General features: G+C 69.8%; 16 protein-coding genes. 14 read left to right on the top strand and 2 right to left on the bottom strand.

Translation table 11 applies throughout. The features are described from left to right. Nucleotides 1–2 precede the first annotated feature (2 nt). The 9 genes from M2437_RS25375 to M2437_RS25335 all read left to right on the top strand — a co-directional run bounded on the left by M2437_RS25375 (nt 3) and on the right by M2437_RS25335 (nt 9031). Nucleotides 3–482, top strand: a complete 480-nt coding sequence (locus M2437_RS25375; RefSeq protein ID WP_003606250.1) for a chemotaxis protein CheW — start codon at nt 3–5, stop codon at nt 480–482. A 20-nt stretch (nt 483–502) separates the two neighbouring features. Further along, the gene (locus M2437_RS25370) at nt 503–925 is read left to right on the top strand and encodes a response regulator (RefSeq protein ID WP_003606252.1); all 423 of its coding nucleotides are present in this window, start codon (nt 503–505) and stop codon (nt 923–925) included. Nucleotides 926–991: 66 nt separating this feature from the next. After that, complete coding sequence (locus M2437_RS25365) at nt 992–2140, top strand: protein-glutamate methylesterase/protein-glutamine glutaminase (protein WP_012253140.1); 1149 nt, start codon at nt 992–994, stop codon at nt 2138–2140. Further along, on the top strand, nt 2140–2994 hold the full coding sequence (locus M2437_RS25360; protein ID WP_253389025.1) for a CheR family methyltransferase: 855 nt from the start codon (nt 2140–2142) through the stop codon (nt 2992–2994). The genes M2437_RS25365 and M2437_RS25360 overlap by 1 nt, the downstream gene beginning before the upstream one ends. Nucleotides 2995–3040: 46 nt before the next feature. Continuing rightward, a complete protein-coding gene (gene pxpB, locus M2437_RS25355; RefSeq protein WP_253389024.1) occupies nt 3041–3766 on the top strand; it encodes a 5-oxoprolinase subunit PxpB in 726 nt (241 codons plus the stop codon). Further along, nucleotides 3763–4782: a 5-oxoprolinase subunit C family protein gene (locus tag M2437_RS25350; RefSeq protein WP_253389023.1), complete on the top strand. Its 1020-nt coding sequence runs from the start codon at nt 3763–3765 to the stop codon at nt 4780–4782. Before pxpB ends, M2437_RS25350 begins: the two co-directional genes overlap by 4 nt. A 46-nt stretch (nt 4783–4828) precedes the next feature. Then, nucleotides 4829–5923, top strand: coding sequence for an apurinic/apyrimidinic endonuclease family protein (locus tag M2437_RS25345; RefSeq protein ID WP_253389022.1), 1095 nt, complete (start codon nt 4829–4831; stop codon nt 5921–5923). Between the two features lie 120 nt (nt 5924–6043). Beyond that, on the top strand, nt 6044–8776 hold the full coding sequence (locus M2437_RS25340) for a TIGR02302 family protein (RefSeq protein ID WP_253389021.1): 2733 nt from the start codon (nt 6044–6046) through the stop codon (nt 8774–8776). A 69-nt stretch (nt 8777–8845) separates the two neighbouring features. Beyond that, nucleotides 8846–9031, top strand: coding sequence for a twin transmembrane helix small protein (locus M2437_RS25335; protein ID WP_003601223.1), 186 nt, complete (start codon nt 8846–8848; stop codon nt 9029–9031). A gap of 31 nt (nt 9032–9062) precedes the next feature. On the opposite strand, the gene M2437_RS25330 is transcribed toward M2437_RS25335, so the two are convergent. Continuing rightward, nucleotides 9063–9503 (bottom strand): lipocalin-like domain-containing protein, encoded by a 441-nt coding sequence (locus M2437_RS25330; protein ID WP_309247856.1) that lies wholly within the window; start codon nt 9501–9503, stop codon nt 9063–9065. Nucleotides 9504–9818: 315 nt separating this feature from the next. Here M2437_RS25330 and M2437_RS25325 point away from each other — a divergent pair, with 315 nt between their 5' ends. The 5 genes from M2437_RS25325 to M2437_RS25305 all read left to right on the top strand — a co-directional run bounded on the left by M2437_RS25325 (nt 9819) and on the right by M2437_RS25305 (nt 14136). After that, nucleotides 9819–10457, top strand: coding sequence for an acyloxyacyl hydrolase (locus M2437_RS25325; protein ID WP_003601220.1), 639 nt, complete (start codon nt 9819–9821; stop codon nt 10455–10457). A 120-nt stretch (nt 10458–10577) separates the two neighbouring features. After that, a complete protein-coding gene (locus tag M2437_RS25320; protein ID WP_003601219.1) occupies nt 10578–11150 on the top strand; it encodes a cob(I)yrinic acid a,c-diamide adenosyltransferase in 573 nt (190 codons plus the stop codon). A gap of 162 nt (nt 11151–11312) precedes the next feature. After that, nucleotides 11313–12062 carry an electron transfer flavoprotein subunit beta/FixA family protein gene (locus M2437_RS25315; RefSeq protein ID WP_182569329.1) on the top strand — a complete coding sequence of 250 codons (750 nt, stop codon included), beginning with the start codon at nt 11313–11315 and terminating at the stop codon, nt 12060–12062. Nucleotides 12063–12142: 80 nt separating this feature from the next. Then, nucleotides 12143–13096, top strand: a complete 954-nt coding sequence (locus M2437_RS25310) for an electron transfer flavoprotein subunit alpha/FixB family protein (protein ID WP_076644213.1) — start codon at nt 12143–12145, stop codon at nt 13094–13096. A 158-nt stretch (nt 13097–13254) separates the two neighbouring features. Then, on the top strand, nt 13255–14136 hold the full coding sequence (locus tag M2437_RS25305; RefSeq protein WP_253389671.1) for a 3-hydroxybutyryl-CoA dehydrogenase: 882 nt from the start codon (nt 13255–13257) through the stop codon (nt 14134–14136). 136 nt (nt 14137–14272) lie between these two features. Here M2437_RS25305 and M2437_RS25300 read toward each other — a convergent pair whose 3' ends face one another. Next, nucleotides 14273–14551 (bottom strand): hypothetical protein, encoded by a 279-nt coding sequence (locus M2437_RS25300; protein WP_003601213.1) that lies wholly within the window; start codon nt 14549–14551, stop codon nt 14273–14275. Between the last annotated feature and the right edge of the window lie 142 nt (nt 14552–14693).

The following is a 14693-nucleotide window of genomic DNA, read 5'->3' as shown; positions in this document are numbered from 1 at the left end:
CCATGCAGGCCGCCAACGGAAACACCGTTCCCACCGACACCACCGACTACGTCACCGTGTTCGTCGGTGAGACGATGTTCGGGCTCACCATCGACCGGGTGCACGACGTGTTCGTGCCCGCCGGCATCACCCCGGTGCCGCTCGCGCCCCGGGAAATCGTCGGCCTCCTGAACCTGCGCGGACGGGTCGTCACGGCCCTGTGCCTGCGCCGCCGCCTCGGCATCCCCGGCCGCGAGGCCGGCGCGGCCGAGATGGCGATCGGCCTGGAACAGGCGGGCGAGACCTTCGCGCTCATCGTCGACGGTGTCGGCGAGGTGCTGAAGCTCGGCGCCGACACGCAGGAGCCTGTGCCGATCAACCTCGATCCCCGCTGGCGCGACCTCTCGCTCGGCGTCCACCGCCTCGACGGGCGCCTCCTGGTCATCCTCGACGTCGATGCGCTGCTCGCCTTCGGCGACGCCCGCGAGGCGAAGGTCGCCTGAAGCCAAGGGATGCCCGCACGATGACCGGCCCGATCAAGAACTCGACCAAGAACGTGGCGAAGACGGCGCTGATCGTCGATGACTCGGCGGTGATCCGCAAGGTCGCCCGCCGCATCTTGGAGACCCTCGACTTCAGCGTCCGCGACGCGGAGGACGGCGCCACGGCGCTGGTGATGTGCGCGGAAGCGATGCCGACGGTGATCCTGCTCGACTGGAACATGCCGAACATGGACGGCTACGAGGTGCTGCGGCTCCTGCGTCAGTCCCCGCTCGGCGACCAGCCGAAGGTTCTGTTCTGCACCACCGAGAACGATGTCGGCGCCATCGCCCGGGCGCTTCACGCGGGCGCCGACGAGTACATCATGAAGCCCTTCGACCGGGAAATCATGATGGCCAAGCTCGATCTGGTCGGCTTCGCCGTGCATCCGTCCGAAGCCGCCTGATCCGTCTCCGGGGGCTTGCCCAGGCCTCCGCCCCTTCGTTCGCTCCCCCGGAAACGAGTTCCCCCCATGTCGGCATTCCCGGCCGTCGCACACGCTCCGGCGGCGCGCAGCCCGATCAAGGTGCTGGTCGCCGACGATTCGGCTGTGGTGCGCGGGCTCGTCTCGCGCTGGCTCGGCGAGGCGGGCCACGAGGTGGTCGCCACCGCGCCCAACGGCCGCGCCGCCGTGGACGCGCTGGCCCGCTGCAATCCCGACGTGGTGCTCCTCGACATCGAGATGCCGGAACTCGACGGCATCCAGGCCCTGCCCCTGATGCTCGCCAAGCAGCCGGGGATCCAGGTCGTGATGATGTCGACGCTGACCCAGCGCAACGCCGACGTCTCCCTGCGCTGCCTCGCGCTCGGCGCGGTCGATTACATCCCCAAGCCCGAGAGCAACCGCGGCGTCACCACCTCGGACGGCTTCCGCAACGACCTGATCGAGCGCATCCGGGTGTTCGGGGCCGCCCGCGCCCGGCGTCGGCCGGGGCCGACCGCGGTCGAATCCGCCTCCTCTGCGGCGCCCGCCGCACCGGCCGTCTCGCGCCTGTCGGGCACGGTGACGCTGCGGCCGAAGCCGCGCACCGTGGTGCCGCCGCGCGCCCTGCTGATCGGCTCCTCGACCGGCGGCCCGCGGGCGGTCGGCGAGGTGCTGGAGAAGATCGGCGCGGCCACGCTCCGGCGCCTGCCGGTGCTGATCGTGCAGCACATGCCGCCGGTCTTCACCGCCGTCTTCGCCGAACATCTCGGCGCCCGGATCGGGCTGCCGGCGGCCGAGGGCAAGGCCGACGAGCGGTTGCAGCCCGGCCGTATCTACGTGGCCCCGGGCGGGCGCCACATGCGGCTCGCGGGCTCTGCAGCCGAGACCATCATCCGCCTCGACGACGGGCCACCGGTGAACTTCTGCCGCCCGGCGGTGGACGTGATGTTCCTCGATGCCGCCGCGCTCTACGGCGGGGCGACGCTGAGCGTCATCCTCACCGGCATGGGCTCGGACGGCACGGCGGGCTCCCGCGCGCTGGTCGAGGCTGGCGGCATCCTCCTCGCTCAGGACGAAGCCACCAGCACGGTCTGGGGCATGCCCGGCAGCGTCGCCAAAGCGGGCCTGTGCCACGCCGTCCTCCCGCTCCCCGAGATCGGACCGGCTCTGCGCAACGCGATCGCGGAGCGGGTTTGATGACCGAAGCGGATTTCGCGTTCCTGCGCGACTATCTCAGGAAGCGCTCCGGGCTGAGCCTCGGCGCAGAGAAGCGCTATCTCGTCGAGAGCCGGCTCACCCCCGTCTGCCGCCGTTTCAACATCGCGACCCTGACCGACCTCGTCGGCACCCTGCGGGTGTCCCGCGAGGGCCCGCTGGAGAAGGCGGTGGTCGAGGCGATGACCACCAACGAGACGTTCTTCTTCCGCGACCGCGCGCCGTTCGACCTGTTCCGCGACGTGCTGCTGCCGAAAGCCATCGCCGCCCGCAGCCCCCAGCGGCGCCTGCGGATCTGGTCGGCGGCGGCCTCGACGGGGCAGGAGCCGTACTCGCTCGCGATGATGATCCAAGAGGCCGCGGCGCAACTCGCCGGCTGGCAGATCGAGATCGTCGGCACCGACCTCTCGACCGAGGTCCTGGAGAAGGCGCGGCTGGGCCTCTACAGCCATTTCGAGGTGCAGCGCGGCCTGCCGGTGCAGCTCCTCGTGAAGCACTTCACCCAGGTCGGCGAGCAATGGCGGATCAGCCCGTCGCTCGCGGGGATGGTGAGCTTCCGGCCGCTCAACCTGTTGAACCCGTTCGAGCATCTCGGCCAGTTCGACATCGTCTACTGCCGCAACGTGCTGATCTATTTCGACGCGCCGACCAAGACCGACGTGCTGGAGCGGATCGCCAAGACGCTCGCCCCCGACGGCGCGCTGCTGCTCGGCGCCGCCGAGACCGTGATCGGCCTGACCGAGGCGCTGGTGCCCGATCCGCAGCACCGCGGCCTCTACCGCCAGGCCGCCGCCGGGCGGACGGCGGTGCCCCACCGCCTCGCGTCCGGGTTCTAGATATCGACGTCTCGCGGCGGGCTACCCGATTGGGTAACCTGCCGCCATGACGCACGACGCGCCGCGGCTGCTGCCCTGCGGAGACACGGCCTTCACCATCGAGTTCGGCTCAGGCATCGATGCGCGCCTCAGCGCCCGCGTGCTGGCCCTCGATACGGCGCTGGCGGAGCGGGCCCTCCCCGGCGTGCTGGAGACGGTGCCGACCTACCGCTCGCTGACCGTCCATCTCGATCCGCTCCGCGCCGACCCGGCCGAACTCGGCCGCGCCGTTCTGGCGCTCGCGGGCGAACCGCTCGCGGCGGTCCCGGCCCCGCGCCTGTGGCGCATCCCCGTGGTCTATGGCGGCGCGTTCGGGATCGACCTCGACGCGGTCGCCGCCCATCACGGGCTTACACCCGAAGCGGTGATCGCGCGCCACAGCGCCCCCGAATACCAGGTCGCGATGATCGGCTTCCTGCCGGGCTACGCCTATCTCGAAGGGCTTGATTCCGGGCTCGCCCTGTCGCGCCGCCCCAGCCCGCGCTCCGTGACGCCGGCCGGCACCATCTCCATCGGCGGCGCCCAGGCGCTGGTGGCGAGCATCGCGGCCCCGAGCGGCTGGCATCTTCTCGGGCGAACCCCCGAAAGGACCTTCGTGCCTGAGCGCGACCCCGTCTTCCTGCTCCGCCCCGGCGACCGGGTGCGGTTCGTCCCGACCCCGGCCGAACGCTGGGACGCGCTCGCCGCCGCGGCGGAAGCCGGCGAACCGGTCGCCGAGTTGTGCGCGGGATGAGCGCCTATCTCCACATCACCCGCCTCACCGGCGCAGCCTCGCTTCAGGACGGCGGACGGCGCGGCTTTCTCCGCTTCGGGCTTTCGGCCTCCGGGCCGATGGACCCGCTCGCCTTCGCCGCCGCCAACCGCCTCGTCGGCAACCCGGCCGATACGGTGGCGCTCGAACTCGGACTGGCCGCGGCGAGCCTGCGCATCGAGGGCGGGGCTGTGCGCTTCGCGCTGGCGGGGGCGCCGAGCGGTCTGCGCCTCGACGGCGAGCCGCTCGCCGCGCATCGCTCCTTCGTCCTGCGCGAGGGCTCGGCGTTGACGATCGAGCGGCCGCGCGAGGGCGTGTTCGCCTATCTCGCGGCGGCCGGCGGCTTTCCCGTTCGCAGCGTGATGGGCAGCCGGGCGCTCCACCAGCGCGCGGCACTCGGCGGCCTCGACGGGCGCCCATGCCGCGAGGGCGATCGCCTGCCGCTCGCCGCCCCGGCCTCGGGTGAAGCGGACCACAGCCTCGATCCGATCCCGCTGGAACGCGAGGCGCCGGTCCGCGTCGTCCTCGGGCCGCAGGACGACCTGTTTTCGCAAGCCGGCCTCGCGACGTTCTTGGCCGAGACCTTCACGGTGTCGAACCGGGCCGACCGGATGGGCTATCAACTCGACGGACCGGAGATCGCCCACGGCGCGGGCGGCTTCAACATCGTCTCCGACGCCACCGTGGCCGGGTCGGTGCAGGTGCCGGGCTCAGGGCGCCCCATCGTCCTGCTCGCCGACCGCCAGACCACCGGCGGCTACCCGAAGATTGCCACCGTGATCTCAACCGACCTGCGACGGCTCGCCCAGCGCCGGCCGGGCGAGCCGGTGCGGTTCGCGGCGGTCGATCTCGCCGCCGCCACCCGGCTTGCCCGCGAGGCGGCGGCGCGGATCGCGGCCCTGGGCACCCGCCTCAGGCCGGTCGAGGGCGAGGCCGAGCGGCTGATGGCGGCCAACCTCGCCGGCGCGGCGGTGGACGCTTTGCGCGCGGAGGATTGATCTTTTTTGCCGGGGGCCGAAGCCGGCCCTGACGCGTTATCGGCCCATGTCGCGCAAGCCCAACCCCTCCCAGCTCAACACCGCCGAGCCGCCCCGCCTCGGCTTCTGCTGCACCTTCATCCCCGATCCGGACCCGGCCCACAAAACCCTGAAGGCCGCCAAGGATGCGGCCAAGCTGATGAATCTCGGCACGGTGACGATGGCGCATCTGGAGCGCCTTGGGCCCACCGCGCGCTTCGAGAAGCTGGAGGGCGTGGTGCGCCACAACCTCGCGGCGCTGGAACGCCAGATCGCCTGGGTGTCGGCCCGGCCACCCCTGGAGCGGCTGCTGCGCATGGCGAGTTCGGTGCTGCCCGGCTACACCCATCCGGTGGCCGAGCCACTCTATGCCCAGGCCCCGATGCGCGCCCTGATCGAGGCCGGCCTCGCCAGGGTCGGCGAGCAGGCGCGGGCGGGCGACGTGCGGCTCAGCATGCATCCCGGCCCGTTCTGCATCATCGCCTCGCGCAACCCGAACGCGCAGAGAAACGGCATCGCCGAACTCGAATACCATGCCGAGGTGATGACGATGCTGGGCTACGGCTCCGGCTGGCACCCGCATGGTGCCCACGTGAACATTCATATCGGCGGGCGCGAGCCCGGCATCGAGGGCTTTCGTGAGAGTCTGTCGCTGATCTCGGAGACGGCGCGCAACCTGCTCACCGTCGAAAACGACGAGTCGCTGTTCGGCCTCGACGCCGTGCTGCGGCTCGGCGACCGGGTGCCGGTGGTGCTCGATCTCCACCATCACTGGGTCGAGAGCCGCGGCGTCTATATCGAGCCCGACGATCCCCGCATCCCGGCGGTGATCGCCTCCTGGCGCGGGGTGCGGCCGGTGAGCCATATCAGTGTTTCACGGGAAACGGTCCTGCCCGAGCACGATACCGGCACGCTGCCGGACTACGCGGCCTTGTCCGAACAAGGGCATTCCTGGCGTGATCTGGCCGCCCATTCCGACCTGATGTGGAATGAGGCGGTCAACGCGCTCGTCGCCCGGCACCTCGCCTGGACCGATTTCGAGATCGAGGCCAAGGGCAAGAACCAGGCGAGTGTGCCGCTCGCCGCCCGGATCGGCCGCGAATTCTCGCAGGCGGCCGCGTGACGGCACCAAGCGCGACTGGGCGGATTTGACCCGGCGGAGTGCGCCCGTCACCATGCTAGCTTCCTCATTCGTGCGCGGGGCTCCTCTGCCCGGCGCCCGCGGGAGCCGCGACCGGACACGATGAGCGAGGCCGAACGGACGAATTCGAGCAGCGGCGATCCACAGGGCGCGACGCGCCATCGCCTCGACCGGCTGGTGGCGCAGGCGCGGGCCGCGGGCCTGTGGGAGCGGGCCTGGCCGGTGCTGTGGCGCGGGCTGGGCGTCGTCCTCGCCTTCCTCGCCGCCTCCTGGCTCGGCCTGTGGCTCGATTTGCCTTCGGCTGGGCGCATGGTCGGGCTCGGGCTCTTCGCCGCCCTGTTCGTCGCCGCTTTGTGGCCGGCGGTTCGGCTCCGCGCCCTGAGCCGGCGCGAGGCGCTCGCACGGATCGACCGCGAGGCCGCCCGCAAGGGGGGGACCGCGCATGATCCGGCCTCTTCAATCGAGGACACGCTGGCCGTCGGCCAGAGCGATCCGGTCACCCGCGCCCTGTGGGCCCTGCACCAGTCGCGGGCCGCTGCCGCCGTCGCGCGGCTGAAGGCCGGGCGCCCGCGCCCGCACATGCCCGGCCACGATCCGCTGGCGCTCCGCGCGGGCGTCCTCGTCGCGGCGCTGGCCGCCTTGTTCGTCGCCGGCCCCGAATGGCGCGGGCGCGTCGCCGCCGCCTTCGACTGGCGCGAGCCCCAGGCCGCCGCGCCGAGCTTCCGCGTCGATGGCTGGATCGACCCGCCGATCTATACCCGCGTGCCGCCGCTGATCGTGACGATGTCGGGCACGCCGAAGGACCCGGTGCAGCGCCTGCGCGCGCCGGTCAATTCCACCCTGATCGTGCGCATCGCCGGCCAGGGCGAGGCGGAGCTGACTCCGAACGCCGCCCTTGTGCCGGTGGCCAAGGACGAGAAGGACACCGCCGGCCGGCCCGCTCCGCGGGGCGTCGTGCAGAACGGCGCGAAGGCCAACGAGACCCGCGCGACCCTGCGCGAGGAGCGCTTCCGGCTCGCCGGCGGCACCGCCGAACTCGGCATCGCCGCCTCCGGCTCGGAGCCGCAACGCCTCGTGATCGAGACGATCCCCGACCAGCCGCCCGAGGTCAGCCGGGTCGGCAGCCTCGAAGTGAACGGGCGCGGCACCTTCAATCTCAGCTACCGCGCCAAGGACGATTACGGCATCGCCGCCGCCGAGGGGCTGGTCGAGCCGCTGAAGGCCGGGCGCTCGCTCGTGCCGGTGCCCAAGATCGCGCTGGCCCTCCCCGCCGACGCAACGGGTGAGACCGACACCAAGACGCTGGTCGATCTCACCGACAATCCCTGGTCTGGTGCACGGGTGAAGCTCACCCTCGTGGTCCGCGACGAGGCCGGGCAGGAGGGCCGCACCGAGACGGCCGAGATCGTGCTGCCGGCCCGGCCCTTCAGCCAGCCGCTCGCCCGGGCGCTGGCCGAGGAACGCCGCCGCCTCGTCACCGCGCCCGACGCGGACCGCGCCCGCGTCCAGACCGCTCTCGACGCCCTGCGGATCGCGCCGGAGCGCTTCACGCCGCAGCCGGGGATCTTCCTCGGTCTCACCACCGCCGCCAACCGGCTGCGGGCGGCGAAGTCGGACGAGGATCTCACCAACGTCGCCGACCTCCTGTGGGAGATGGCCCTCAAGATCGAGGACGGCGATCTCTCGGATGCCGAGAAGGCCCTGCGCGCCGCCCAGGACCGCCTCAAGGAGGCGATCGAGCGCAACGCGCCGGACGAGGAGGTCAAGAAGCTCACCGAGGATCTGAAACAGGCCCTCGACAAGTTCATGAAGGAGTTCGCCCAGCGGGCGAAGCCGCAGAACCGCCAGCAATCGGAGCGCCAGCAACAGCAGCAGAACGGCCAGACCGTCACGCCCGACGATCTCGAGAAGATGATCAAGGACATGCAGGAGGCGATGCAGCGCGGCGACACGGCGGAAGCCCAGCGCCTGCTCGAACAGCTCCGCAACGTGCTCGAAAATCTCCAGAACGCCGAGAACGGCCAGAAGTCCGACGGCGGCATGGCCGAGATGAACCGGCAGCTCGACGAGCTCGACAAGATGTCCCGCGAGCAGCAGGATCTGCGCGACGAGACTTACAAGGAAGGCCAGCAGGGCCAGCAGCGTCCCGGCCAGCGCCAGAGGCCGCAGCCGGGTCAGCAGCAGGGGCAGCAAGGCCAGCGCGGGCAGCAGCCCGGCCAGCAGGGCGAGGGCCAGGAAGGCCAACAGGGGCAGCAGGGCCGCGGCCAGCAGGGGCAGCGCGGCCAGGGTCAGCAAGGTCAGGGCCAGCAAGGTCAGGGCGGCGGGCAGCAGGGCCAGAATATGGGCCAGCGCCAGCAGGGCCTGCGCGAGCAGCTCCAGGATCTCAAGAACCGGATGAAGCAGCAGGGGCTTCAGGGGGAAGAGGGGCTGTCGGATGCCGAGGAGGCCATGCGCGAGGCCGAGGAATCGCTCGGCCAGGGCCGCAACGGCGACGCGGTGGACGCGCAGGGCCGCGCCCTCGACGGGCTGAAGCGCGGTGCCGAGGGCATGCAGAAGCAGATGCAGCAGATGGCCGAGGGCCAGGAGGGCGAGGGCCAGCAGGAGGGCCAGTCCCAGGGTAAGCAGGGCCGCTCGGGCTCCGCCGACGACGACCCGCTTGGCCGTCCGACCCGCGGACGCGACCTCTCGAACGGCAACGTGCGGGTGCCCAATGCCGACGAATCCGCGGTGCAGCGCGCCCGCCGGATCATGGAGGAGCTGCGGCGCAAGCTCGGCGACCCCTCGCGCCCGCAGGAAGAACTCGATTATTTCGAGCGTCTGCTCCGCCGGAACTGAACCCCGCCGATCGAACCCCCTTTCGGGCCGTGCTCGCGCGAGCACGGCCTCTCACGAGATTACCGACCCATGTCCGCCAACCAGCTCGTTCTCCTCGCCTGCCTCGCCGTGGCCGGCGTGCTGCTCTTCGGCCTCGTCAACATGATGCGGGGCGGCAGCGCCAACCTCTCGCAGAAGCTGATGCGCCTGCGCGTGCTCCTGCAATTCGTCGCGATCATCGTCATCATGGGCGTGGTCTGGTGGCGGGCGGCCTGACCGCCCGGCCTGACCACTGAGCCCTTCGACCTCACTCCTTGGCACGCTCGAAGGTGACGATGCTGCGGGTCTCGCCCTTGTCGGCCCAGTTCGGCATCACCCGCCAAGAGGTCAGCACTCGCAGGCGCTCGCCATCGAGCGTGAACGTCCGGGTCTGCTCCGAGCCGACCCATTTCGGATCCCAGGCGACGTCGAGGTCGGCGATCCACTTGTCGCCCTCGAGGCGGAACTTGCCGGTATAGGAGACGAGCGTCTCAAGGAGCTGGGCCCGCTGCGCGTCGTCCTTGGCGGGCTTGCGATCCTCCCCGGTCAGCACGAAGAACACGCGCTTCTCCGGGGTGAAATAGGCGTAGCCGGTCGGGTGGTCGCCCATCACCGGCAGCTTCTCGCCGTCCTTGCGGACCTCCACCTCGTACGAGACCAGCTTCCAGAGTCCCTGGATCGGGGTGTCGCCCTCCGCCCGAGCCGGCATCGGCGCCAAGCTCGCCGCCAGGGTCGCAGCTGCCAGCATTCCTCGTGTCGTCCGCATGATCCATCCGTTCGCGTGATGCGCTCCGCAGCGGGCGCTGTCGGTCAACGCGATACCGCCTTGTGCGATGCATCATTTGTTGCATCGCAGCCATGATCCTCCGGTTCGGCGGCCGCCGGCCTGCGGACAGAAGACAGGATCGGTGTGGCGCGCACGCCCCACCCGGCCGGCAAAAAGTTGGGGACCGGATGAATCCGCAGGCTGTGCTCAGAACAGCGTGATATTTGGGACGGATTGAAACGGACGGACCAACCGCCGATGAAGTCACCCTTTGCCCGGATTCTCGTCGGCGCGCTGGCCGCGTCGGCGATCACAACCACGCAGGCCGCCGATCTCGGCGCCGCCCGGGCTCCCGCACCGCCGCCCTACTTCGCTCCCGTCCAGCCCTACTCCATCGTCTCCGAGGTTCGCATCGGCGGCTCGGTGCAGGATCCGGGCAGCGCCGAGGGCAAGCTGCCGGGCTTCAGCACCGCAAACGTCAACGGCGAGATTCTGTTCGCCAAGCCGCTGATCACCACCGATCCGTTCTGGCAGGCCTTCGTGCCGCGGCCCACGGTCGGCGGCAGCTACAACACCGGCGGCCGCACCAGCTACGCCTATATCGGCGCCACCTGGACCGTGGATCTCTTCCCCGAGACCCTGGACCGGCGCGTCTTCCTCGAAGGCTTCTTCGGCGGCGCGGCGCATAACGGCTATACCGGCCTGAAGGCGAACGCCCCCTACGGCTTCAACGCGCTGGGCTGCAATCCGCTGTTCCGCGAGGCGGCGGCGCTCGGCTTCCGCATCGACGCGCATTGGAGCGTCATGGCCACCGTCGAGCACATGTCGAATGCCGGCCTGTGCGGCGACAACCGCGGCCTGACCAATTTCGGCGGCAAGCTCGGCTACACCTTCTGACCGAAAGCCGCTTTTGCGGGGTGCCAGAGTTTTACGGGTTGCAAAGACCCGCCGGGCGCGAAACATCGCCCGGCGGGTCTTCTCATTGAAGAACACTTAATGGCCCGCGGGAGAGACGCCGTGGTCAAGCTCAACCGCATCTACACCCGCACCGGCGACCAGGGGACGACCGGGCTCGCTAACGGCGAGCGCCGCTCCAAGGCGGATCTGCGGGTGGAGGCCTACGGCACCGTCGACGAGACCAATGCCTGCATCGGGCTCGCCCGCCTCACGGCCGAGCCCGCTCTCGACGCGATGCTGGCGCGCATCCAGAACGACCTGTTCGATCTCGGCGCTGACCTCGCCACCCCGCCGAGCGACAAGCCGCTGGGCTACGAGCCCCTGCGGATTGTGCCGGCGCAGGTGCAGCGGCTGGAGACGGAGATCGACGCGCTCAACGCGAACATCCCGCCGCTGAAATCCTTCGTCCTGCCCGGCGGTTCGGCGGCGGCCGCCGCGCTCCACCTCGCCCGCACCGTCTGCCGCCGCGCCGAGCGGCTGGTGGTCGCGCTGTCGGGCGTCGAGAGCGAGGCGATTTCGGGCGAAGCCCTGCAATATCTCAACCGGCTGTCGGACTTCCTGTTCGTGGCCTCCCGCGCGGCCAACCGCGACGGCGCCGACGACGTGCTCTGGGTGCCCGGCCAGAACCGGTGATTCGCCGCGGGTCACGCCGCCGATAAGGCGCGTTGACAAGCGGGAAATCGCCTCGCTACGGTCCCGCCGCCCTGAAAATCCCATCGATCGCGGTCAAGCGGGTCCGAGAGTCGTCCAGCAAGTGACGCCGGGACTTCGCAGGAGCGGAGGAAAGCGACAGCCATGAAGGTTCTGGTGCCCGTCAAGCGGGTCGTCGATTACAATGTGAAGATCCGCGTCAAGGCCGACGGGTCGGGCGTTGAGCTCGCCAACGTCAAGATGTCGATGAACCCCTTCGACGAGATCGCCGTCGAGGAGGCGATCCGTCTGAAGGAAAAGGGCAAGGTCACCGAGATCGTCGCCGTCTCGATCGGCCCGCAGCAGGCGCAGGAAACCCTGCGCACCGCGCTCGCCATGGGTGCCGACCGGGCGATCCTGGTCAAGACCGACGTGAATTGCGAGCCGCTCGCCGTCGCCAAGGTGCTGAAGGCGATCGTCGAGAAGGAGAGCCCGAACCTCGTCATCCTCGGCAAGCAGGCGATCGACGACGATTCGAACCAGACCGGCCAGATGCTCGCGGCCCTTCTCGGCTGGCCGCAGGGCACCTTCGCCTTCAAGCTCGAATTCGGCGATGGAAGCATCGACGTGACCCGCGAAGTCGATGGCGGCCTCCAGACCGTGTCGCTCAAGCTGCCGGCGATCGTCACGACGGATCTGCGCCTCAACGAGCCGCGCTACGCGTCGCTGCCCAACATCATGAAGGCAAAGAAGAAGCCGCTGGAGGAGCTGACGCCGGAGGCGCTCGGCATCGACGTCGCGCCGAAGCTGACCGTGCTCAAGGTCGTCGAGCCGTCGGGCCGGCAGGCGGGCGTCAAGGTCGGCTCCGCGGCCGAGCTGGTGCAGAAGCTCAAGATCGAAGCCGGCGTGCTCTAACCCTGGCTCCGATCCTCGCGGCGCCGCTCCCGGCCTCCGGTCGAGCGGCGCGCCTCCCCTCTTTTTGAGAAGTTTCGCCGATGACCACGCTCCTCTACGTCGAGCACGCCAACGGGCAGATCAAGGACGGCACGCTGAAGGCGCTGACCGCCGCCAAGGAACTGGGCGCGCCCATCCACGCCCTGGTGCTCGGCACCGGTTCGAAGGCGGCGGCCGAGGCTGCGGCCAAGTTCGACGGCATCGAGAAGGTGCTGAATTCCGAGGACGGCGCCTACGACCACGACCTCGCCGAGCCGACCGCCGCCCTGATTGCCGCGATCGCCCAGCCCTACGACGCGATCGTTGCCGCCGCCACGACCACGGGCAAGAACACCCTGCCCCGCGTCGCCGCGCTCCTCGACGTCGCCCAGATCTCCGACATCATCAAGGTGATCTCGCCCGACACCTTCGAGCGGCCGATCTACGCCGGCAACGCGATCCAGACCGTGCAGGCCGGGGCCGGTAAGCGCGTCATCACCGTGCGCACCGCCGCCTTCAAGCCCGCGGAACCGGGCAGCGCCTCCGCCGCGATCGAAGCGGTCTCGGCGGCCGCGCCCGACGCGCTCGGCGCCGCCTACAAGTCGGAAGAAATCGCCAAGTCCGACCGGCCGGAGCTGGCTTCGGCCAAGTTCATCGTCTCCGGCGGCCGTTCGCTCGGCTCGGCGGAGAAGTTCAAGGAGCTGATCGAGCCGCTGGCCGACGCGCTGGGTGCTGCGGTCGGCGCCTCGCGGGCGGCGGTGGATGCCGGCTACGCCCCGAACGACTGGCAGGTGGGCCAGACCGGCAAGGTGGTGGCGCCCGACCTCTACGTCGCGGTCGGCATCTCCGGCGCGATCCAGCATCTGGCCGGCATGAAGGACTCGAAGGTGATCGTCGCCGTCAACAAGGACGAGGACGCGCCGATCTTCCAAGTGGCGGATTACGGGCTGGTCGGCGACCTGTTTCAGGTCGTGCCGGACTTGCAGGCCGAGATCGCCAAGGCCAAGGATCGTTAGACGCATCGGTAGACGGATCGGTAACGCACCTCGCGACACCGTCGAACCGGCTTGGGCGCCTGCGGCTTGAGACCGGTTTGACGCATTTGTTGCAGTGCCGCATTCTAGGGGTGCGGTCCGAGACGACGATGCCGCAGCAGGTAGGACGCGATACGGTTATGGGCATCGAGATCAAGACGGTCGGCATCGTCGGTGCCGGCCAGATGGGGAACGGCATCGCGCATGTCTGTGCGACCTCGGGCCTCCACGTTCGGCTGAACGACCGCGATCCGCAGCGGATCGATGCCGGTCTCGCGCTGATCGACGCGAACCTCACGCGTCAGGTCCAGAAGGGAACGCTGAGCGACGATCAGCGCCGCAGCGCTCTGGACCGCATCGCCGCGGCCCGCAGCTACGACGACCTCGCGCCCTGCGACCTCGTCATCGAGGCGGCGACCGAGGACGAGGCGACCAAGCGCAAGATCTTCCAGGCGCTCTGCCCCTCGCTCAAGCCCGACGCCTTGGTCGCGACCAACACCTCCTCGATCTCGATCACGCGGCTCGCGGCGGCGACCGACCGACCGGACCGCTTCATCGGCATCCACTTCATGAACCCGGTGCCCGTGATGCAGCTCGTCGAGCTGATCCGCGGCATCGCCACCGAAGATCCGACCTACGAATCGGCTAAGGCCTTCATCGCCCGGCTCGGCAAGACCTCGACCATGTCGGAGGACTTCCCGGCCTTCATCGTCAACCGCATCCTGCTGCCGATGATCAACGAGGCGATCTACACGCTCTACGAGGGCGTGGGCTCGGTCGAGTCGATCGATACCGCGATGCGGCTGGGCGCGAACCACCCGATGGGGCCGCTGCAGCTCGCCGACTTCATAGGCCTCGATACCTGCCTGTCGGTGATGCAGGTGCTCTACGAGGGGTTGGCGGATTCGAAATACCGCCCCTGCCCGCTGCTGGTGAAGTACGTCGAGGCCGGCTGGCTCGGCCGCAAGACCAAGCGTGGGTTCTACGATTACCGCGGCGAGACGCCGATCCCGACGCGCTGAGGCCTCGCGAGAGCGCATTCCGACGAAGTGGATGCCGGTTCGTCGGAATGCGCGTCAAACCAAAGACCGAGAGCCAAAGAAAAAGCCGCCCGGGACGATGTCCCGGGCGGCTTTTTCGTGATCGTGGTGCTTGGCCTTACTGGGCCGACTTCTGCGCCGGCTGCGGATAGGCCGGGTTCTCAGCCGGAACGTTGCCGCTGTTGGAAGACGGGGCTTTGTTGACGGACCCCGTGGTCACTTCACGCGACGATTCCTGGCTCTTGCCGGCGTAGTCGGACGTCGTCTCCGCCCGGTTCCAGCTCAGCAGGCCGACCGTGGCGACCGCCAGCAGGACGAGGCTCGCGACCAGCACGTAAAGGACAGGCTTGCCCTTCGCACCCTGACGGGCATCGGTTTGGGTCTCGATCTGGGCCATGAAGTTCCCTCTCTTCCGCCCGGCGAAAGGGGCGGCGTCAGCATCGGTTATGCTTGGCCAACGCCGGTGTGGCTCCGAGAGTTCCTAGCAAGCTGCGCCTTGAGCTTCGTCCCGCATTCGGGACGAGGCTCAAAAGTCTTGA

Origin of the sequence: Methylorubrum pseudosasae (assembly GCF_029504475.1) — a bacterium.
Lineage (GTDB): Bacteria > Pseudomonadota > Alphaproteobacteria > Rhizobiales > Beijerinckiaceae > Methylobacterium > Methylobacterium extorquens.
This window is presented reverse-complemented; position numbering and strand designations above follow the sequence as displayed.

Excerpts from the sequence above, each read along its gene's own strand:
- M2437_RS25375 (WP_003606250.1), top strand. The coding sequence starts at position 3 with ATGCAGGCCGCCAACGGAAACACCGTTCCCACCGACACCACCGACTAC.
- M2437_RS25370 (WP_003606252.1), top strand. The coding sequence starts at position 503 with ATGACCGGCCCGATCAAGAACTCGACCAAGAACGTGGCGAAGACGGCG.
- M2437_RS25365 (WP_012253140.1), top strand. The coding sequence starts at position 992 with ATGTCGGCATTCCCGGCCGTCGCACACGCTCCGGCGGCGCGCAGCCCG.
- M2437_RS25360 (WP_253389025.1), top strand. The coding sequence starts at position 2,140 with ATGACCGAAGCGGATTTCGCGTTCCTGCGCGACTATCTCAGGAAGCGC.
- pxpB (WP_253389024.1), top strand. The coding sequence starts at position 3,041 with ATGACGCACGACGCGCCGCGGCTGCTGCCCTGCGGAGACACGGCCTTC.
- M2437_RS25350 (WP_253389023.1), top strand. The coding sequence starts at position 3,763 with ATGAGCGCCTATCTCCACATCACCCGCCTCACCGGCGCAGCCTCGCTT.
- M2437_RS25345 (WP_253389022.1), top strand. The coding sequence starts at position 4,829 with ATGTCGCGCAAGCCCAACCCCTCCCAGCTCAACACCGCCGAGCCGCCC.
- M2437_RS25340 (WP_253389021.1), top strand. The coding sequence starts at position 6,044 with ATGAGCGAGGCCGAACGGACGAATTCGAGCAGCGGCGATCCACAGGGC.
- M2437_RS25335 (WP_003601223.1), top strand. The coding sequence starts at position 8,846 with ATGTCCGCCAACCAGCTCGTTCTCCTCGCCTGCCTCGCCGTGGCCGGC.
- M2437_RS25330 (WP_309247856.1), bottom strand. The coding sequence starts at position 9,503 with ATGCCGGCTCGGGCGGAGGGCGACACCCCGATCCAGGGACTCTGGAAG.
- M2437_RS25325 (WP_003601220.1), top strand. The coding sequence starts at position 9,819 with ATGAAGTCACCCTTTGCCCGGATTCTCGTCGGCGCGCTGGCCGCGTCG.
- M2437_RS25315 (WP_182569329.1), top strand. The coding sequence starts at position 11,313 with ATGAAGGTTCTGGTGCCCGTCAAGCGGGTCGTCGATTACAATGTGAAG.
- M2437_RS25310 (WP_076644213.1), top strand. The coding sequence starts at position 12,143 with ATGACCACGCTCCTCTACGTCGAGCACGCCAACGGGCAGATCAAGGAC.
- M2437_RS25305 (WP_253389671.1), top strand. The coding sequence starts at position 13,255 with ATGGGCATCGAGATCAAGACGGTCGGCATCGTCGGTGCCGGCCAGATG.
- M2437_RS25300 (WP_003601213.1), bottom strand. The coding sequence starts at position 14,551 with ATGGCCCAGATCGAGACCCAAACCGATGCCCGTCAGGGTGCGAAGGGC.